This window comes from Yoonia sp., from assembly GCF_036007805.1.
GTDB lineage: Bacteria > Pseudomonadota > Alphaproteobacteria > Rhodobacterales > Rhodobacteraceae > Yoonia.
Window position 1 is genome coordinate 20,779 of sequence record NZ_DASYOK010000159.1, and the last position, 18,816, is coordinate 39,594.

The window sequence follows — 18,816 nt, forward strand, 5'->3', positions numbered from 1 at the left end:
GCCCGGACCCACTAAGACAGGGAAAACTGCCCCTTCTCGGATTCGGAGCTGACCTCTTGTCCACACAGATGCCCCCCACCCATCCTTTCGACGATGACAAGCTACGCGAGGAATGCGGCGTCTTTGGTGTCGTGGGTGTCACTGACGCATCCAACTTTGTCGCTCTGGGCCTTCACGCCCTGCAACATCGGGGCCAGGAAGCGGGCGGCATTGTCACGCATGCGCCAGAAACCGGGTTCAACCAACAGCGCCGCATGGGACTGGTGCGCGATAACTTTACCTCGGCATCCATGATGGAAACCCTGCCCGGCACGATAGGGATTGGCCATGTGCGTTATTCGACGGCAGGTTCCAAAGGCCAGACCGCGATGCGCGATGTGCAGCCGTTTTTTGGCGAATTTTCCATGGGTGGCGCGGCGATTGCCCATAACGGCAACATCACCAATGCGCTGTCCCTGCGGCGCGAATTGATCGAACGCGGGTCAATCTTTCAAAGCTCGTCCGACAGTGAATGCATCATCCACCTAATGGCGCGGTCCATGGGCCGCACGATCCCTGACCGAATGGAAGAGGCGCTGCGCAAAGTCGAAGGCGCATTTTCCATCGTGGCGATGACCCGCACCAAGCTGATCGGCTGCCGCGACCCGCTGGGCGTGCGCCCGCTGGTGCTGGGCAAGATCGGTGAAGGCTGGGCGCTGTCATCGGAAACCTGTGCGCTAGATATCATCGGGGCCGAGTTCGTACGCGAAATCAAACCGGGCGAGATGGTCGTGATCACCGAAAAAGGTGTGTCCAGCCACTACCCTTTCCGCCCCGCGCGGTCACGGTTCTGCATCTTCGAGCACGTGTATTTCAGCCGTCCTGACAGCATTCAGGGCGGGCGCTCGGTGTATGAGACACGCGAGAACATCGGCCGCGAATTGGCCAAAGAAGCGCCCGTCGAGGCGGATCTGGTCTGCCCCGTCCCTGACAGCGGCACACCCGCAGCAATCGGGTATTCGCTGCAATCGGGTATTCCCTATGCGATGGGCATCATCCGCAACCAGTATATGGGCCGCACGTTTATCGAACCGACCGAGAGCATCCGCAACATGGGTGTGCGTCTGAAACTCAACGTCAACCGCGCCCTGATCAAAGGCAAGCGGGTGATCCTGGTGGATGACAGCGTTGTGCGCGGCACCACCAGCCGCAAGATCAAGGAAATGATCCTTGATGCGGGGGCCGCCGAGGTGCATTTCCGGATTGCTTCCCCTCCCACCGCTTGGCCATGCTTTTACGGTGTGGACACGCCGCAGCGCGAAAAGCTGCTGGCAGCCACCATGTCCGAGGACGAAATGCGCACGCATCTGGGTGTGGACAGCCTCAAATTCATTTCACTCGACGGGCTTTACCGTGCGGTGGGCGAAGCGGAAGGGCGTGATCCCAAGGCACCGGCCTATTGTGATGCCTGTTTCTCGGGCGAATACCCTGTCGCCCCCTCTGATATGATCGAGCAGGGTTTCGAGGCCAAGACAGCCGCAGAATGACTCCCGCCACGGCAATGCGCGTATAGCCGCGCAAAATGCGCAGAGATTTGCGGTGCGTCATACCAGCCCCTTTTCCTTCCGGTCCTGTTCTGGCATGGCGGCGTCAGAAATTCTTAACGCTAAAGCAGTGACGCATGGCAGACGAGACAACGACCTCCCGCCTTCCCGGGCAAAAGGCAACACTGCCCGACACGCTTGATTTGCGTGAATTGTCGGTGATCGGCCTGATGGACGCGCATGACGGGATTGCCGCCTTGCTACGGTCTTCGCGTGGCGAGATCGCGCGGGTGCAGGTTGGTGATAGCGCCTTTGGCGTGCAGATCACGGCGATTGGTGATGCGCAGGTTCTGCTCACAGATCGCTGGGGCCGGACCCAATCCTTGGGGTTGCCGCACAGCTAATGCTTGACCTCGGGCGCAGTTCGGCACATGACCGCGCCATGACAAAAACAGCACTCATCACCGGCGCATCGCGCGGCCTTGGGGCAGCCTTGGCTAAGGCCCTTGCCCCCACCCATCACATCATCGCCGTCGGCAAAACCGTCGGCGCGCTGGAAGAGCTTGACGACGCCATTCAGGCGGCTGGCGGACAAGCGACGCTGGCGCCCATGGATATCACAGTTGATGAAGCCATGCAGCAGCTTTGCCGTGGCATCTTTGATCGCTGGGGGAGCCTTGATCTTTGGCTGCATACGGCAATTCATGCGGCCCCCTTGGCCCCTGCGGGCCATATCGGCCCAAAGGATCTGGCGAAATCCATGACCGTCAATATCGAGGCCACATCGCGGCTGATCGCTTATGTCAGCCCGCTCTTGGGGCAAACAGGCAAAGCCGTCTTTTTCGATGATCCACGTGGCGGCGATCAGTTCTTTGGGGCTTATGGCGCAACAAAAGCCGCTCAGATTGCCCTTGCACGCAGTTGGGCCGCCGAAACCGCCAAGACCGGCCCTCAGGTGACCATCCTGACACCTGCGCCCATGCCAACCGCCACCCGCGCGCGCTTCTATCCCGGTGAAGACCGCAACGCATTGGCCAGCCCCGCAGACGAGGCCACACGGCTTTTGCCTGCGATCCTTGAGGGTTCCACTGCCTAAACCGTGACCGCATGTCTACGGTCTGGCCTGAACACGCCTTCTTGGCGCGTTCCGCGCTTGCCGCCCACCGCGTCACGGCTTAGGAACGTGGCGACAGTAAAAAGGCGGCGGCATGCGCATTCTCATCACCAATGACGACGGCATCAACGCGCCCGGCCTGCGGGTTCTGACCGAGATCGCCCATGAGATCGCAGGACCAACAGGCGAAGTCTGGACCGTGGCCCCTGCCTTTGAGCAATCGGGTGTCGGCCACTGTATCAGCTACACGCACCCCACAATGATCACGGAACTCGAACCCCGGCGCTTTGCGGCAGAAGGCTCGCCTGCGGACTGTGTGCTTGCAGGGATCCATGATGTGCTGAAGGATCAAGCGCCTGATCTGATCCTCTCGGGCGTCAATCGGGGCAATAATGCCGCTGAAAATACGCTTTATTCCGGCACGATCGGTGCGTGCATCGAAGGAGCGCTGCAAGGTGTGCGCTCAATCGCATTGTCGCAATTCTACGGACCAGAGAATACCAATCTGGAAAATCCATTTGAGGCCGCAGCGGCGCATGGAGCAGAAGTTGTGCGAAAGCTTATGAACGACACGCTTTGGGACGATGCGGATTATCAGGTTTTCTACAACGTGAATTTCCCCCCTATACCCGCCAAGCAAGTCAAAGGCATGGCGGCCACGACCCAAGGGTTCCGGCTCAACACACGTTTCCGCGCGGAAGCGCAGACCTCGCCCACAGGGCGCAAGTTCCTGTGGGTCCGTGGCGGCCCCCAGCATGAGCCGACAGGCCCCGGAACGGATGCCGCAGCCAACCTTGACGGCTATGTCTCGATCACGCCGATGCGGGTGGACCTGACCGACTATACAATGGTTGAGACCCTGAAAGACGTGCTCAAGTGACATTCGATGCGGCCACCAAGATGCAGTTCCTTTACGCCTTGCGCAGCAAGGGCGTGACGGACACGCGGGTGCTGACAGCGATGGAACAGGTCGACCGCGCCGATTACGTGAAGGGCACTTTCGCGGATCGTGCCTATGACGATATGCCGTTGCCCATTGCCTGCGGGCAGACCATCAGCCAGCCTTCGGTTGTGGGATTGATGACGCAGGCCTTGCAGATCACCCCGCGCGACAAGGTGCTCGAAATTGGCACAGGATCAGGGTATCAGGCCGCGATCCTCAGCAAGCTTGCGCGACGCGTTTACACCGTGGACCGCTATCGCCGTCTGGTGCAGGCCGCGCGCGCGGTGTTTGAAGCCAATGATATCACCAACATCACGGCTTTCACCGCCGACGGCAGCCACGGGTTTGCCGAACAGGCCCCCTTTGACCGCATCCTGCTCACTGCGGCAGCAGAGGACCCGCCGGGCCCTCTCTTGGCCCAGTTACGGGTCGGAGGGATCATGGTTTTGCCTGTCGGCCAATCCGATGCGGTACAAAGCCTGATCCGTGTGACGCGCACAGAAACCGGCCTTGAATACGATGAATTGCGCGCTGTCCGCTTTGTGCCCTTGCTAGAAGGGCTTGGACAAGAGTAAACTACCCCAAAATATAGTACGATCCCATAGATAAGGGGCGACTTGGCAAAGGAGCGGTAGGATGGCGAACAGGAATTTCCCTGTAAGACGCATAGCATTGACAGGCATGACATTGGCAGCACTCGCGGCATGTGAAGGCTTTGACCCCGACCTGCGTGATATCGGAAACGGATTTGATACATCCGCAGCGGTGCAAAACCTGCCCGACAGGCCACGCCCCGATGATCGCGGAGTAATTTCCTACCCCAATTATCAGGTGGTTGTTGCGCGCCGCGATGACACTATTCGCGGCATTGCGATCCGGCTGGGCCTTGATGCCACTGAACTTGCGGAATACAACGGCATCGGGCCTGACGTGATCCTGCGCCGCGATGAAATCATCGCCCTGCCCTCACGCGTGACCGAGCCTTCGCCTGCATCGGGCGCCATCGGCACCGGACCGATCCAACCGTTTGACGTGACCGCCGTGGCAACAACCGCGCTTGACCGCGCTGATGCGGCTGGCGCCGGGGCTGTCACTGCGACGCCGATTGCCCCTGCCGCCGCAGCGCCGGCAGCACCCGTCGTGCGCGGCACAGAGCCAATCCGGCATCAGGTCCAGCGCGGTGAGACAGTCTTCTCGATCTCGCGGCTCTACAATGTTCCCGTGACCAATATCGCTGAATGGAACGGGCTGAACACGGAATTCACAATCCGTGAAGGCCAGTATCTGTTGATCCCGCAGGGCGGCAGCGCGCCGGCACCGGCGGCGGCCTCTGCTGCTGTGACAGCCCCGGGCGTTGGTACGGCGACACCGGTTCCACCGAGTGCAGCGCTGCCACTGCCAAGTGAAACGCCTGCCGCCCCTGTGGCCGCAGCCGTCGTTCCCGCGACGCCTGACTTGGGCACGACAACAGCGCAGCCCGCAAGCAGCGACGCGCGCTTTATCATGCCAATCCAAGGTTCGATCATCCGCGATTACGCACCCGGCACAAATGAAGGCATTGATATTGGCGCATCAGCAGGCGCGGACGTCAGGGCGGCCGGTTCGGGCACCGTTGCCGCTGTGACCACAGACACCAGTGGTGGCGCGATTGTTGTGATCAAACATAGTGACGGTCTGCTGACAGTCTATACGCAAATGGAAGGATTGACCGTCAGCAAAGACGATAGCGTGTCACGCGGTCAGGTCATCGGCAAAGTGCGGGCCGCAAACCCGAGCTTCTTGCACTTTGAAGTGCGGCGTGGCCTGCAAAGCCTCGATCCGAATGATTTTGTGCGATAAGGGCCGATCCACGTAAGGTGGATCATGATCCACCTTACGAAAGGCTCACGCCGCGCCTCCCGGCAAGATCAGTAAAATACTGCCAAGCCACCCTGCCCGACCGGCTACCGCGCGTTGCCTGCCATTCGATGGCCTCGGACCGCAGTGTCGCATCATCAATCGCCACGCCATAGGCATCGCAATAGCCGCGGATCATCGCAAGATATTCATCCTGATCACAGGGATGGAACCCGAGCCACAGGCCAAAGCGATCAGACAGCGATACCTTCTCTTCCACCGCTTCGGACGGCGAAATCGCGGATGAGCGTTCGTTCTCGATCATATCGCGTGGCATCAGATGCCGCCGGTTCGACGTCGCATAGAGCACGACATTGTCAGGCCGCCCCTCGATCCCGCCATCCAGAACAGCCTTGAGCGATTTGTAATGTGCATCATCATGCCCGAACGACAGATCATCGCAAAACATGATAAACCGCTCGGGCGCGCCGCGCAGCAGGTTCAGGCAACGGCCAATGCTTGGCAGATCCTCGCGCTGGACTTCGACAATTTTCAAGCCTGCATAATCCGTATTCACAGCGCCATGTATCGCCTTGACAAGGCTTGATTTTCCCATTCCGCGCGCGCCCCACAAGAGGGCATTGTTCGCGGGCAATCCGGCGGCAAACTGCACCGTATTGGCCATCAGCGTATCGCGCGAACGATCAACCCCAACCAGCAGTTCGACACTGACACGGTTCACCCGCGCCACAGGGACAAGGCGATCAGGATCAGGGTGCCAGACAAAGGCCGATGCCGCACTGAAATCAGGGGTCCCGATGGGAGCCGGGCTGATCCGCTCGAGCGCGGCAGCGATCCGTTTCAGGGCTTTCTTGCTCACCCTTTGGTACCCTCATCAGCCGCAGCTTCGCCATCCGACAAATCATCCTCGTCGATGTCAAAGAGGCTCTCGTTTTCACCGATGATACCTTCGGCACGCGCGGCGCGGTCTTTCTTGCGCTCGACGGCGGCGACCAGATGGATCGAGATCTCATACAGGCCAAAGACGACAACAAACAGGATCAGTTGCGTGGTGACATCCGGCGGGGTGACGAGTGCGGCCACAATCAAGATGCCGACAACAGCGTATTTGCGCGTCCCGCGCAGGCCGCGCGAACTGGCCAATCCGGCAGATCCCATCAGGGTCAACAGCACCGGCAGCTGGAAACAGACACCAAAGGCCACGATCATTTTCAGCGTGATATCGAGCGTTTCGTTCACCTTGCCGTTAAAAACGATATCGACACCGCCTTCCGACAGATCAGGTGCCACGCTCGGCAGTGCCAGCCCACCACCTGCCCCCGGCAGAAGGGCGGTTCCGGGGTTAGGGACGGCCTCTGCCGCGATGGCCTGCACGAAAGAGGGCAAATCTGCAAAGCCAAGGAAAAACGCCATCGCAAGTGGGACGACGATGTAATGCGCAAAGGCCGCCCCGATTAGGAACAGCACAGGCGAGGCGATGATGAACGGCAAAAAGGCGTTCTTTTCATTGCGGTAAAGGCCCGGCGCCACAAAACGCCAGAGCTGATAGGCGATCACCGGAAAGGACAGCGCCAGCCCGCCAACGACCGAGATACGGATTAAGGTAAAGAAGTACTCTTGCGGTGCCGTATACTGCATGACGGGATTGGGGTTACCCAAGGACCGCATGGTGCGCTCAATCGGCTCCAGCAAGAAATCCAAAAGGGCACCGCCAAAAGAGAAACAGATGATCATGCCCACAAGGAAAGCCATGACGGAATAGATCAGCCGCGAGCGCAGCTCGGTCAGGTGTTCCAGCAGCGGCGCTGCGCTGTCTTCGATCTCGTCTTGGGCGCTCATGTCTTGGCCTCTGGTGCGGGCGTCTCGGGTTTGGGGGGCTCAGCCGCGGCCTTGGCCTTTGCGGCGGCCTCTTCGGCCTCACGCGCCTGGCGGGCAAGGGCTGCATCACCCATCGCCTTGCTCATTTTCTCTTTTGCGGCCTGACGTTCGGGCGACAAAGGTGTCTCGGTGACACCGGTCGCTTCCTTGATCTTGTCGACGCCGAATTTCTTGGGGTTGGCTGCCGCATTCAGTGTCTTGGAGATATCCTTGACGCCTGAATCATCGGCGGCCTGCTCCATCGCGCGCGAAAACTCGCGCGCCATCATACGGGCCTTACCGGTGAATTGCCCGATCGTGCGGAACAAGCCCGGCAAATCCTTGGGGCCAATCACAATCAGGGCGACAATGCCGACAACAAGCAATTCGCTCCAGCCAAGACCAAACATCAGACGCAGTCCTTATTATGCGGCAAAGCGATCAGACTTTGTCTTTTTCTTCTGTCGGAGTCACGTCTTTGGCATCGGCCATACCGTCTTCGATTTCTTTCTTGCCATCATCAACACCCTTCTTGAATGCTGTGATACCTTTGCCGACTTCACCCATCAGGCTGGAAATCTTGCCGCGGCCGAACAGAACCAGAACCACAACAGCGATCAAAAGAAGGCCGGGAAGGCCGATATTGTTAAGCATGTCTCTTCTCCTATAGCGCGGGCGCGCCCTGCGTCATTTCGTTCTCTGTTTAGGACAAATAGGGCCGGATGCGCGACAAGGGAAGCGGGAACTGGCAATTTTGGCGGCTTGAAGGGCCTTTTTTTCATGGGTTTTTTCCAAGTTTTGACAAAAACTTGTCAGTTGCCAGGAAATTGACAAAACTATTCCGAATCGAAAGGAAAAACATGCGCCGCGCCGACCGTCTTATGCGTCTTGTCCAAATCATGCGGGACGGAACACTGCACCGCGCCAGTGATCTTGCGCAAGCAGCCGATGTGTCGCTGCGTACGATTTACCGCGACATGGAAACGCTTGCCGCGTCCGGCGTGCCGATTGAGGGCGAACGCGGGATCGGCTACCGCGTGACCGCCGCCATCACCCTGCCCCCGCTGAACCTGACCATGACCGAGGTCGAGGCCCTGCATCTGGGCCTAAACGCCGTGATCCAAAGCAACGATCCCGAGCTATCATCGGCTGCCCGCGCCCTTTCGGGCAAGATTGATGCCGTGATGCCGGAAGACCGTACGCGGGCGCCCAGCGGCTATGGCTTTGCAATTTATCCCTTTGCTGATGCCGCGCGCGGCTTTCAGCACCTGCCGATCCTGCGTCAGGCCATGCGGACGCGGCAGAAACTGGAACTTGTCATGGACAACAAAAAGCGCATCGTGCGGCCACTGCAGCTTGATTACTGGGGCCGCCTTTGGACCTGCGTCGTCTGGTGTGAAACCACTGCGCAATTTGATGAAATCCGTGTCGACCAGATCACCAGCCAGCGCATTCTGCCAAGCCTCTTTGTCGACGAACCCGGTAAATCGCTTAAGGATTTCAACCGGCTCAAGGCCTAGAGCCAGTCTTCTATGCTGATCTGCGGACGAAAATAGGCCACCATGCGCATCTGACCATCTGCATCCTGCGCCCAAGGTGCGACACCGTGCAGAATATGGCGATCCAGCAGGACCGCCTGACCGGGTGCGGCCATAACCTCGACCCTGTCAAAGCACGCAAAAGCCTCGCGGCGCGCGGCCTGATATACTTCGGTGACATCCACATCGCCCCACTGTGCAGGTGGTAGGCCTGCAAAAGCCTGACGGAACGCCGCACGCATGATGTCATGGCTGCCGCGCCAGACCACCAGCGGGCTGGCACGCACCTCATCAAGCGGCAGTCCCAGAATAAAGCCGTGTGGTTCACGCAAATGCCGCCGCTTTTGCGGCCCTTCGGGCAAAAGCCCATCCACATGCGCGGCATCACGATCCCGCCGGAACCGATGTGCGGCATCACTTTCGCCGGGGTCCTGTTGCGGATAGCCCCGAAAAACAACAGAAAGCTGCGCGCGGTGCCACGAGGGCGGTGGCTTTATGTGGGCCTGCCAAGCACCGGCCAGAGGCACGCCACCGATGCTCCCGTCAGGGGCATTGGGCAAGGCATCAACCCCGACAAACCATGTGTTGCCGTGGCGCCGTTCTCCACCATTTGCAAGCACCTCAACTGCCGCAGATTTTGCCGCCGCGACCCACCGCGCCACCGTAGGGTCCTGCGGAAATACGCGAAATCCGTCCGGCCCTACCATCCCAGCGCTTTACGCAACATATTCAGCGCGACGAGGATCAGAAAGACCCCAAAGATACGCTTGAGTGGTTTGGCATCCATCCGGTGCGCCAATGCAGCCCCCCATGGTGCCGTAATCAGGGTCATCGTCACCACCAGACCGAAGGCAAGAAAGTTCACCGCTCCGATGGTAAAGGGCGGCACCACAGCGATATCGACCAAGAGAAAACCAATCACCGAAGGGACTGCGATGATGACACCGAACCCCGCAGCCGTCGCCACAGCGCGGTGAATTGGCACGTTGAAGAGGGTCATCGTCGGCACACCGAAAGAGCCTCCACCAATACCGACAAGGACCGACAAAAACCCGATCACCGGAGAAATGAGCGCCCGCAAGACCCCACCGGGCATTTGTGTCCCCAGACGCCAGCGCTCGCGTCCAAAAGTGATATAGGCACCCACAATAACGCCCAGCACACCAAAAATCGCTTGCAACGTCCCCGAGCGCAGCGATGTCGCCACAAGCACGCCGACAACGGCACCGATTGCAATACCAGCCCCCCAGCCCTTCAAAATTGCCCAGTCAACGGCACCCTTTTTATGGTGTGCCGCAACCGAGCGCAGCGAGGTCACAATGATTGTCGCCAATGAAGTGCCCAGACAGATCTGCATCAGTTCGGGGCTGTCATAGCCAAGTTGGCCAAAGACATAGAAGAATGCAGGTACAAGGATGATACCTCCCCCCACACCGAAGAGGCCCGCCAACACGCCGGCAACCGCACCCAGCACCAAAAGAAGGCCCGCCATTGTGGCCAGCAGCATCATATCGTCCATGTATTTTTCCTTTAGGCCGCGAGCCGCGTCACATGATCGAGGGCGGCCAAGACAACATCCGGCCCTGCCCCGTCGACATGGGCGTTCTCGGACAAGTGCCTGCGCCAACCCCGCGCGCCGGGGCGGCCCTGAAACAGCCCCAACATATGGCGCGTGACCTGCCCCAAACGGCCGCCCTTTGCAAGGTGATCCGCAATATAGGGCAACATCAGATGCACAACCTCTTCGGCGGTGCGCCCTGTCGGATCATTAAAGATACGTGCATCCGCCTCTAACAGGATATCTGCAGGTGTATGATAGGCCGCACGCCCGATCATTACGCCGTCCAACCCGCGATCAAGGAAGTCCACAGCGTCATCCAATGTGGCAATACCACCATTGACGCTGAGATGAAGATGGGGAAACAAGCCCTTCATTTCCATCACTAAATCGTAGTTCAGAGGGGGAATATCACGGTTCTCTTTGGGGCTCAGCCCTTGCAACCATGCTTTGCGCGCATGCACCGAAAACCGGTGCACCCCCGCCGCCGAAACCTGCGCCAGAAAGTCGGGCAGCACCACGGCCGGATCCTGATCATCCACGCCGATCCGGCACTTGACAGTCACAGGAACGCGCACAGCCGCGATCATCGCCGCGACGCATTCGGCCACCAAAGCGGGGTTTTCCATCAGGACGGCGCCAAAACTGCCCGATTGCACACGGTCAGACGGGCAACCGCAATTGAGGTTGATCTCGGCATAGCCAAAGTCTTCGGCAATCCGCGCCGCCTGCGCCAACTGCGCCGGATCAGACCCGCCCAGCTGAAGTGCGACAGGCTGCTCGCGCGCATCAAACCCCAACAAGCGTTCTTTGTCGCCATGCACCACAGCCGGTGCTGTCACCATTTCCGTATAAAGCAACGTATGCCGCGACATCAGACGATGGAAAAACCGGCAATGGCGGTCCGTCCAATCCATCATAGGGGCAGTAGACAATCTAGCGTGTTGATTTATTTGCATTTTTTGTGTATCTTCAAACTGTTAGCGACGGATGCTGCTACGCAGGAATACGCCCCAATATCCCCGAATTTGCCCCTCTACGACGACTCATTGCACACACAGCGCACACGAAAATGGCCTCCATCACCAAACTCCCCTCCGGTGCCTACCGGGTTCAGATCAGACGAAAGGGCCGCTACGCGAGCGAGACGTTCCTCCGCCGCGACGACGCCCATCGTTGGGCCCGCCAAGCGGAGACCCGGGTGGATCAGGGGTTGGCGCCTACACGCACGTCCGTCTGCCGCCTGAGCACCTCTCGCGCGATCTCATCGATCTCCACATAATCTATATGTGCGAGGGTGGCAAACCGCCGCGTCGCAGCAAGGCCGCCACGCTCAAGACGCTCAAGCGCCATCTGGGCAAGACGGTCGCCGAGCGTTGCGAAAAGGGCATGAAACTCCTCTTCCATGGTCGCATCCACTTCACCAAATGGATCAACAGCATGTGGAACATCCGCTACGGCAGCAGGATCATCGCCTCGAAAGCCGACTTCCTGAGCCGCCCGAAGTCGGCCGGGAACGAAAACGCCTGTCGTCGACGTGTGGTTTGCCGCGGGTCTTCGGAAGAAAGGGTCCATGACGCGCCATGGGCGCATCGCTCGGCCAGAAAGGACCAGACCTGTCACCGCTCCGTTTCCGGACGGTGAATCACGCGGCGTCGCTCAAATCAATGGGTCCTGCCCCTAGGTCCGGTTCAAATCTCGCTCGAGACTTTTTCCAGTTCTGCCATGATCCGAGCCTAGAGTTCTTTTGGCAGGGTGCCAAGCCCGCCAGCCAAGGTCGCTATTCAGATCGGGGTGGCTTGTCCGCACCAGTTTCCGATAGGCCTTCTTTATGTCGTCGGCCGTAGCGGCCTTCGTCACTGATCTATGTCAGGATGGGGAAAGTATGATCCCGTATCGTACTGAAGTTATCGTCCGACGGGAGACCTCACTCCGTCTGTGCGCAATGAGCTTTGGGAAGGAGCAACCTTGAAGGCGGTAAAAGACATACAAACTCGGCAAAAGGGGAGTTCTCCATCGCGAGACGAGCCTGTATCCGAAACGCATGTTCCAGCTCTGCGCCCGGTCGTGCCCAAGCCTGCCACAAAGCGTCGACTCTGGATTTGGGGCGCTGCCGGGCTGCTGGGCCTGACACTCGCTGGCTTGGTCTGGTACCAGTTCTGGATGGCACGGCCAGCAGCGGTCACAGTTGAGATCGCGGCCCTCGCCCCGGTTACGCGTGTTCTTGCCGTCAACGGCCGGATCGCGGCGGTGCGTTCCGTCGACGTAAGATCCGCTGTGTCTGGCAACCTGGCGGGGCTTCCCGTTGCAGAGGGCGACGTTGTGAAGGAAAACCAGATTCTGGCACAGGTCGATCCGGCCGCGCAGAATGCCACTGTCCGGCAGGCCATGGCCGCATTGGATGCCGCCCTCGTGGCGCAGCAACAGGCGACAGAAATCTATGCGCGTGCGGTAGCACTGGGTAGCAATATTTCCAGATCAGAGCTGGAGGCGAACGCCCACGCCGTTCAGTCGACAACACAGGAGGTCGCCCGCCTTACGGCCTCGCTGGATCAGGCTCAAATCGTTCTGGAGGATTACTCGATCCGCGCGCCCATCACCGGAACCGTTCTTGAACTGGACGCCGAAAAGGGGCAGATCATTGGCCCCACCCACCGCCTGCTCACCCTCGCCGATCTGAGCGAGATACTGGTCGAGGCCGATGTGGACGAGGCCTATGCAACACAGATCGCCATGGGCCAGCCTGCCGTGCTGCAACTGGCCGGCAATACCGGAACGCAGCAAGGACACGTCAGCTTCGTGTCAAGCCGCGTAGATGAAGCAACCGGTGGGCTTGCCATCAAGATCAGCTTTGATGCGCCGGTTGTGGCACCGGTCGGCCTGACCGTTACGACGAATATCATTGTGGACCAGCGCGATGCGGCGCTGACTGTGCCGCGCAGCGCCTTGGTGAACGGCGATGCGGTTTTTGTGGTGGCGGATGGCGTGGCGCAGTTGCAGCCCGTGACGGTCGTCCAATGGCCTGCAGCCCGACTGATTGCAACGGCAGGGCTGGATGAAGGCAACGCCGTGATCGTCGATGCAACAGGCATCTCGGACGGTCAGCCGGTCGCCGTGGACGGGCCCTGATGTTCTACGCGCTCAAGATTGCGACCCGTTACCTCACGGCCAACAAAGCCCAGACCGCGCTTTTGGTTACTGGTGTCGCAGTTGGCGTGTTCATCTTCATTTTCATGTCGGCGTTGATCGGGGGGCTGGCCGAATTCATCCTCTCGCGCACCGTAGGTGACATTTCACACATCACCATAGAAGCGGAAACTGCCGACCCGGCCTTGCTGATCTCGCCCGAAGGCCATGTGCTCGTTGTCGCCGAACGGGGCCGCACGCGCACGGCGAGTCTGGCCGAAGCCGCCACGTGGTTGCCGCTGATCGAGGCCGTTCCGGGCGTGCGCGCCGTCTCACCGCAGATCACGGGAGCCGGGTTTCTCATGCGCGGCGCGCAGGTCTCTCAGGTCAGCGTGACCGGGGTCGCGCCAGGGCGCGAATCCGCGATTATCGACCTTGACGGTTACATGGTTGCGGGCGATGTGCGGCTCGGCTCGGGGCTGATTGTTCTTGGGGGCGACTTGGCCGACGATCTTGCGCTGTCGGTCGGTCAGACCCTGCGACTCCAAAGTTCGAATGGCGTCACGGCAACGCTGACCCTGAGCGGCATCTTCGAGACCGGCAATGGGGGGATGGACGGCGCAAGCGGCTTTGTTAGTCTTTCGACCGCACGGACATTGTTTTCTATGCCGCAAGGTGTCACGCGGATCGAAATCAAACTGTTTGATCTCAACGCTGCCGACGCCACAGCCCTTCGGATTCGGGCCCTGACGGGCCTTGACGCTGTGCCCTGGACCGACGGTGCAGAACAATTAATGGAGGCGCTGAACGCACAGGCGCAGACCGGGTACTTCCTGAAGACTTTCGCACTCATCACTATCGTGATCGGCGTCGCGTCAGCCTTGTTGTTGTCGACCTACCGTCGTCGTCCCGAGATCGGGATCATGCGGGCAATGGGTGCAGGACGCGGGTTCGTGATCTTCGTCTTCGTCATGCAGGGCGCGCTGATCGGGCTGATGGGCGGGATCATGGGCGCGGCGCTGGGATACCTCTCCTTGCTGCCCTTCCCCTCGCGCGATGCCTTCGAGCCGGGCACCCTGCCGATGGACATTATGCAAGGCTCCTACGGTCTGGCCATTACGCTCACGGTGATCGGTGCGATCCTCGCCTCGATCCTGCCAGCACGTTCGGCCGCACGGGTCGATCCGGTCACGGCGATCGGCCAATGAGCGCGCTTCTCGAGGTCCGCGACCTGTTCAAGACATATGGCACAAGCGAGGCCGCAACACGGGTGCTGCGCGGGCTGTCGCTGCGCCTTGAGGTGGGTGAAATGGCAGCGCTTCTGGGTCCGTCAGGTTCAGGCAAAAGCACGCTTCTCACGATCCTCGGAACATTGATGAAACCCACGTCCGGCAGTTACGTGATGCTCGGCCAAGACATGATCACAGCCGACGACAAAGCTTTGACCGACTTTCGCAATGCCCACATCGGCTTTGTTTTCCAGTTCCACAACCTTCTGCCGGATTTCACTGCGCTGGAAAATGTGATCTTCCCCACCGCCGTGCGTGAGGGGCGCGAGACGCCTGCCGCGCGCGCGCGTGGCCGCGATCTGCTGACACGCATGGGGCTGGCCGACCGCATCGAATTCCCCTCGGCCAACCTTTCGGGCGGGCAAAAGCAACGAGTCGCTGTTGCCCGTGCCTTGATGAACAGTCCGGAACTGGTGCTGGCGGATGAGCCGACCGGCAACCTCGACCGCGCCTCGGCTATGCAGGTCATGGACCTGATCGACCAGATCAACCGCGAGGAAGGCACGACTTTCCTGATTTCAACCCATGACGAAAAGATTGCGGGTTTCTGTCGGCGACAGATCGTTGTGGGCGATGGGGTCGTGACAGGCTAGGCGCCCGCAGCGGGTGCCTACTGCGCGGTATAGCCGCCGTCGACCAGATGGTAACTTCCGGTGATGAAAGAAGCTTGATCCGAGAGCAAGAAACAGGTCAGCGCCGACACCTCCGCAGCCTCGCCAAGCCGTCCAACCGGGTGCAAGGCGGCGATGCCATCGAGCGCCTCTTCATCGAGGTTCTTTTCCAGAAGCGGTGTCGCGATGAAGCCCGGTCCGACCGCGTTTACCCGGACCCCGGCCTTTGCGTATTCGATGGCTGCAGCCTTTGTCAGGCCGACAACCCCATGTTTCGCAGCGACATACGCTCCTGCCGTCGCAAAACCGACCGACCCGAGGATAGACGCCATATTGACGATTGAACCGCCACCCGCCTTGACCATTTCGGGAAGGCTAAAGCGCATGCCATAAAACACACCGGTCAGGTTGACGTCGATGACCTGTTGCCACCCATCCAGAGGGTATTCGCCAACCGGGAGCGCGGGGCCCCCGATACCGGCGTTATTGACAAGCAGATGCAATTTACCCGTCTGCGCTACTGCGAACGCCACAAGGGCCTCCACTTCAGATGCAACGCTTGTGTCGGTCTTTTGGATGAAGGCCTCTCCACCGGATTCTTTGATCTGTTCGGCGACGGCAGACATCCCCGCCTCGTCCATATCCGCCAGAACAACCTTGGCCCCGTAGCGTGCCAGATCCTGCGCAATTGCGGCACCAATGCCCGACGCAGCACCGGTGACGATGGCTGTCTTATCGCTGAAATCAAAAACCATAATGGATCTCCTGCAAATGAATGATTGCACAACAGGTCGCACAGTTTGCAGCCATGCGCGCTGATCTGGATCAACCCGACAGATGTCAGTCGCGACTGCCCTCGCCAAGGTATCGGGCAAGGACGAACGCTGCCGTGAAGGCAACCTCGGCGGCAAAATCGGCTTCGCCGGTTGTTGGGGCCACCTGTTGGGAAACCGGCGGGTCTGCGGCGATCTTTTTCGTAAGGCGATGTCTGGCTAGGCCCAGAAGGACCGCAGCCAAAACCGTTAATGCGAGGCCAATTAAAAGCGCCGCCGGACCATGTCCCAATTTCACGCTAAGCGTGAGGTACGCCCAAGCCGTCAGGAACGCCGCACCTGTGGTTCCTATCAAGCCTCCGATCAGAGCCACCAGCACCGGTACCAGCAATTTTCCGACGTCCCTTCGGACCTCACGGCCGATGCTGTGCGCGATGCCATCAAAAACGCCCATCATCGCCGCGACAGGGCGCCGGCCAGAAATCCTGCACCTACGGCCAGGCCAATTGTCATAAAAGGGTGTGCTGCTACAGACTCCTCCAATTGTGCCTCTGCGGAGCGGCCCTTGCTTTCTGCATAATGTTTCGCCTCGTCAAAGCCTTCCGCGATGTCTGCTACCATGCGGCTTCCACGTCGTCCCGCGATCGCGCTGACAGTCTCAGCGAGACGAGACATATCCTCACGCAGGGCGGCCAATTGATGGCTTACTGCCTCGAGATCGTTTTCTGCGGTGGCTTTGGTGCTGGTCTTGCTATCAGGTGACATATTGATTTCCTTTGATTGGCGGGTTTTGGGGTGTCGTGGCGTCTGAGGTGCTTTGCGGACGTGACCTGTATGCTTCGCGCATCACGTTTGGGCCGAGACCCGGACGACCTCTGCCGTCTGCTCAGTGCCTTCTCCGGAGAATACCTCGTCAGAGGAATCAGCCTCGGTCTTCGTCTTTTGAACCAGTTGGTCCTCGTGATGCGGCGGGCCGTAGATCGTGTAGAGCTTGAGCGCCTCATGACCTGTGCAAATCACATTGTGATGCGCGCCAGCAGGGACGACGATGCCGTCGCCAGCCTTGACCTTGTGGGTCACCCCGTCGATCACGACCATTCCCTTTCCCTCTTCGATGCGAAAGAACTGATCCGTGTCGGCGTGTATCTCGCCGCCGATTTCCGTCCCAGGCTCCAGAGACATCAAAACCAATTGCAGCTTTGTCCCTGAATAAAGAACACGCCGAAAGTTGGTATTCTCTTCTGTCAGTTCTTCGATATTCGCAACATATCCGATCATGGTGCCTCTCCGTTCATTTCATCGTCTGGCTCGAAGACATGAACCTGTGTGCCGCAGATAAATCTCCGACGCACTGATCGGCGTTAGCAGCGTGCTACGTTTATCTTCGCTGCGGTGCGGTTGGCCGAAATCGGCCTTTGGTCGAACGTCCTCATCACGGGCGTCATGAATCGCGCCGGGTCGTTTCATGGCCCAATGACGCGTGCACTTACCGCGGCCTACCACCGCCAACAGCGGGCGTGGGAACAGGTTTGGTGAACGTAGGTGCCACGCGAACCACTAGGAACTGGATTCGGCGCATTTTGCTTACGCCCTGTGCGGCAAACGACCGTGGTGGTCGCATTGATACAGATCAGTGCCCACCGTCGCGCAGCGTTCTAAGCTTATTTCAAGTGTTCTCCGCAGGCTGTTGTTTTCTGGCTGGCTGCCCGCGACAGGAAAGCAAAGAGGCCCCGTTTGACATCCAAAAACTCAGATCAGCCACCGAACATGGACGCGACCCGTGTCGGGAACGGCGCAAAGGTGGATGATTTCGGCTTGCCTACGGGCGGTGTTGTGCATGCCGTCAGAGGGGCGGTTGTAGATGTGGTCTTTGCCGGGGCCGAGCTGCCGCCAATCAATTCTGCACTGGTGGTGGGATGGGACCGGCCAACTGAACTCATTCTCGAAGTCCATAGTCACCTGGATCAGAAAACAGTTCGCGCGGTGGCGTTTCAATCCACTGCGGGGCTCGCCCGTGGCATTTCGGTTCATGCCAGTGGCGCGCCAGTCACCGTGCCCGTTGGGGAAGCCGTTCTTGGGCGACTTCTGGATGTCGTGGGTCATGTTCAGGACGATGGGCCTGCCCTTCCTGACGATACACCGCGACGGTCGATCCACGCCCTGCCACCGCTTCTGAAATCCCAGACTGGCGCCACCGATGTGTTCGAGACGGGGATCAAGGTGATCGACCTGCTGACGCCGATGGCGCAGGGCGGCAAGGCTGCGATGTTCGGCGGCGCCGGGGTCGGCAAGACCGTTCTGGTAATGGAATTGATCCGCGCCATGGTCGAGAAATACGAAGGTATCTCCGTCTTCGCGGGCGTCGGTGAGAGATCACGCGAGGGGCATGAACTGCTGACCGAAATGCAGGACTCGGGCGTGCTGAATCGCACCGTGCTGGTCTATGGTCAGATGAACGAGCCACCCGGCGCGCGCTGGCGGGCTCCTCTGACCGCCCTGACGATTTCGGAATATTTCCGCGACCACAAGCACAAGAACGTCCTTCTTTTGATGGATAACGTGTTCCGCTTTGTTCAGGCAGGGGCCGAGGTATCGAGCTTGCTTGGCCGCCTGCCCTCGCGCGTGGG

At 59.6% G+C, this 18,816-nt stretch carries 24 protein-coding genes; 11 read left to right on the forward strand and 13 right to left on the reverse strand.

Features of this window, described 5'->3' with window-relative positions:
• Nucleotides 1-68: 68 nt before the first annotated feature.
• From purF to VGP75_RS09250, 6 genes are all read left to right on the forward strand, one after another.
• Nucleotides 69-1,526 (forward strand): amidophosphoribosyltransferase, encoded by a 1,458-nt coding sequence (gene purF / locus VGP75_RS09225; RefSeq protein WP_327543401.1) that lies wholly within the window; start codon nt 69-71, stop codon nt 1,524-1,526.
• A gap of 134 nt (nt 1,527-1,660) precedes the next feature.
• Nucleotides 1,661-1,927 (forward strand): hypothetical protein, encoded by a 267-nt coding sequence (locus VGP75_RS09230; protein WP_327543379.1) that lies wholly within the window; start codon nt 1,661-1,663, stop codon nt 1,925-1,927.
• Between the two features lie 38 nt (nt 1,928-1,965).
• The gene (locus VGP75_RS09235) at nt 1,966-2,619 is read left to right on the forward strand and encodes an SDR family NAD(P)-dependent oxidoreductase (RefSeq protein ID WP_327543380.1); all 654 of its coding nucleotides are present in this window, start codon (nt 1,966-1,968) and stop codon (nt 2,617-2,619) included.
• A 112-nt stretch (nt 2,620-2,731) separates the two neighbouring features.
• Nucleotides 2,732-3,517 carry a 5'/3'-nucleotidase SurE gene (surE, locus tag VGP75_RS09240; RefSeq protein WP_327543381.1) on the forward strand — a complete coding sequence of 262 codons (786 nt, stop codon included), beginning with the start codon at nt 2,732-2,734 and terminating at the stop codon, nt 3,515-3,517.
• The gene (locus VGP75_RS09245) at nt 3,514-4,155 is read left to right on the forward strand and encodes a protein-L-isoaspartate(D-aspartate) O-methyltransferase (RefSeq protein ID WP_055292419.1); all 642 of its coding nucleotides are present in this window, start codon (nt 3,514-3,516) and stop codon (nt 4,153-4,155) included. Before surE ends, VGP75_RS09245 begins: the two co-directional genes overlap by 4 nt.
• A gap of 61 nt (nt 4,156-4,216) precedes the next feature.
• Nucleotides 4,217-5,419 carry a peptidoglycan DD-metalloendopeptidase family protein gene (locus tag VGP75_RS09250; RefSeq protein WP_327543382.1) on the forward strand — a complete coding sequence of 401 codons (1,203 nt, stop codon included), beginning with the start codon at nt 4,217-4,219 and terminating at the stop codon, nt 5,417-5,419.
• Between the two features lie 34 nt (nt 5,420-5,453).
• On the opposite strand, the gene VGP75_RS09255 is transcribed toward VGP75_RS09250, so the two are convergent.
• From VGP75_RS09255 to VGP75_RS09270, 4 genes are read right to left on the reverse strand one after another with little or no spacing between them, the layout of a single operon-like run.
• Nucleotides 5,454-6,296, reverse strand: coding sequence for an ATP-binding protein (locus VGP75_RS09255; protein ID WP_327543383.1), 843 nt, complete (start codon nt 6,294-6,296; stop codon nt 5,454-5,456).
• Nucleotides 6,293-7,276: a twin-arginine translocase subunit TatC gene (gene tatC / locus VGP75_RS09260; protein ID WP_327543384.1), complete on the reverse strand. Its 984-nt coding sequence runs from the start codon at nt 7,274-7,276 to the stop codon at nt 6,293-6,295. Before tatC ends, VGP75_RS09255 begins: the two co-directional genes overlap by 4 nt.
• Complete coding sequence (tatB, locus tag VGP75_RS09265) at nt 7,273-7,704, reverse strand: Sec-independent protein translocase protein TatB (protein WP_327543385.1); 432 nt, start codon at nt 7,702-7,704, stop codon at nt 7,273-7,275. Before tatB ends, tatC begins: the two co-directional genes overlap by 4 nt.
• Before the next feature lie 31 nt (nt 7,705-7,735).
• A complete protein-coding gene (locus VGP75_RS09270; RefSeq protein ID WP_327543386.1) occupies nt 7,736-7,948 on the reverse strand; it encodes a twin-arginine translocase TatA/TatE family subunit in 213 nt (70 codons plus the stop codon).
• A gap of 206 nt (nt 7,949-8,154) precedes the next feature.
• Between VGP75_RS09270 and VGP75_RS09275 the strand changes: the two genes are divergently transcribed.
• Nucleotides 8,155-8,814, forward strand: coding sequence for a helix-turn-helix transcriptional regulator (locus VGP75_RS09275; protein ID WP_327543387.1), 660 nt, complete (start codon nt 8,155-8,157; stop codon nt 8,812-8,814).
• Here the strand turns inward: VGP75_RS09275 and VGP75_RS09280 are convergent.
• From VGP75_RS09280 to VGP75_RS09300, 5 genes are all read right to left on the reverse strand, one after another.
• Entirely contained in the window at nt 8,811-9,494 is a 684-nt protein-coding gene (locus VGP75_RS09280; RefSeq protein WP_327543388.1) for a hypothetical protein, read from the reverse strand. The two genes, VGP75_RS09275 and VGP75_RS09280, sit on opposite strands and share 4 nt — an antisense overlap.
• Before the next feature lie 38 nt (nt 9,495-9,532).
• Nucleotides 9,533-10,351 carry a sulfite exporter TauE/SafE family protein gene (locus tag VGP75_RS09285; RefSeq protein ID WP_327543389.1) on the reverse strand — a complete coding sequence of 273 codons (819 nt, stop codon included), beginning with the start codon at nt 10,349-10,351 and terminating at the stop codon, nt 9,533-9,535.
• 11 nt (nt 10,352-10,362) lie between these two features.
• Nucleotides 10,363-11,349, reverse strand: a complete 987-nt coding sequence (gene dusA, locus VGP75_RS09290) for a tRNA dihydrouridine(20/20a) synthase DusA (RefSeq protein ID WP_327543390.1) — start codon at nt 11,347-11,349, stop codon at nt 10,363-10,365.
• Nucleotides 11,350-11,596: 247 nt separating this feature from the next.
• Entirely contained in the window at nt 11,597-11,797 is a 201-nt protein-coding gene (locus VGP75_RS09295; RefSeq protein WP_327543391.1) for a hypothetical protein, read from the reverse strand.
• 273 nt (nt 11,798-12,070) lie between these two features.
• Complete coding sequence (locus VGP75_RS09300) at nt 12,071-12,250, reverse strand: DnaJ domain-containing protein (protein WP_327543392.1); 180 nt, start codon at nt 12,248-12,250, stop codon at nt 12,071-12,073.
• Between the two features lie 207 nt (nt 12,251-12,457).
• Here VGP75_RS09300 and VGP75_RS09305 point away from each other — a divergent pair, with 207 nt between their 5' ends.
• Genes VGP75_RS09305 through VGP75_RS09315 form a run of 3 tightly spaced genes read left to right on the forward strand, consistent with a single transcriptional unit; the run spans nt 12,458 to nt 15,398 of the window.
• On the forward strand, nt 12,458-13,519 hold the full coding sequence (locus tag VGP75_RS09305; RefSeq protein ID WP_327543393.1) for an efflux RND transporter periplasmic adaptor subunit: 1,062 nt from the start codon (nt 12,458-12,460) through the stop codon (nt 13,517-13,519).
• Nucleotides 13,519-14,724 (forward strand): ABC transporter permease, encoded by a 1,206-nt coding sequence (locus VGP75_RS09310; RefSeq protein WP_327543394.1) that lies wholly within the window; start codon nt 13,519-13,521, stop codon nt 14,722-14,724. The genes VGP75_RS09305 and VGP75_RS09310 overlap by 1 nt, the downstream gene beginning before the upstream one ends.
• Nucleotides 14,721-15,398 (forward strand): ABC transporter ATP-binding protein, encoded by a 678-nt coding sequence (locus tag VGP75_RS09315; protein ID WP_327543395.1) that lies wholly within the window; start codon nt 14,721-14,723, stop codon nt 15,396-15,398. The genes VGP75_RS09310 and VGP75_RS09315 overlap by 4 nt, the downstream gene beginning before the upstream one ends.
• A gap of 17 nt (nt 15,399-15,415) precedes the next feature.
• Here the strand turns inward: VGP75_RS09315 and VGP75_RS09320 are convergent, their stop codons facing one another.
• The 4 genes from VGP75_RS09320 to VGP75_RS09335 all read right to left on the reverse strand — a co-directional run bounded on the left by VGP75_RS09320 (nt 15,416) and on the right by VGP75_RS09335 (nt 17,467).
• Nucleotides 15,416-16,171, reverse strand: coding sequence for an SDR family NAD(P)-dependent oxidoreductase (locus VGP75_RS09320; protein WP_327543396.1), 756 nt, complete (start codon nt 16,169-16,171; stop codon nt 15,416-15,418).
• Between the two features lie 85 nt (nt 16,172-16,256).
• Nucleotides 16,257-16,646, reverse strand: coding sequence for a hypothetical protein (locus VGP75_RS09325; RefSeq protein ID WP_327543397.1), 390 nt, complete (start codon nt 16,644-16,646; stop codon nt 16,257-16,259).
• Nucleotides 16,643-16,954, reverse strand: coding sequence for an ElaB/YgaM/YqjD family protein (locus tag VGP75_RS09330; protein WP_327543398.1), 312 nt, complete (start codon nt 16,952-16,954; stop codon nt 16,643-16,645). Before VGP75_RS09330 ends, VGP75_RS09325 begins: the two co-directional genes overlap by 4 nt.
• 81 nt (nt 16,955-17,035) lie before the next feature.
• A complete protein-coding gene (locus VGP75_RS09335) occupies nt 17,036-17,467 on the reverse strand; it encodes a cupin domain-containing protein (RefSeq protein ID WP_327543399.1) in 432 nt (143 codons plus the stop codon).
• A 489-nt stretch (nt 17,468-17,956) separates the two neighbouring features.
• Here VGP75_RS09335 and VGP75_RS09340 point away from each other — a divergent pair.
• On the forward strand, nt 17,957-18,816 hold an 860-nt coding region (locus VGP75_RS09340; RefSeq protein ID WP_526025506.1), incomplete at its 3' end, for a F0F1 ATP synthase subunit beta.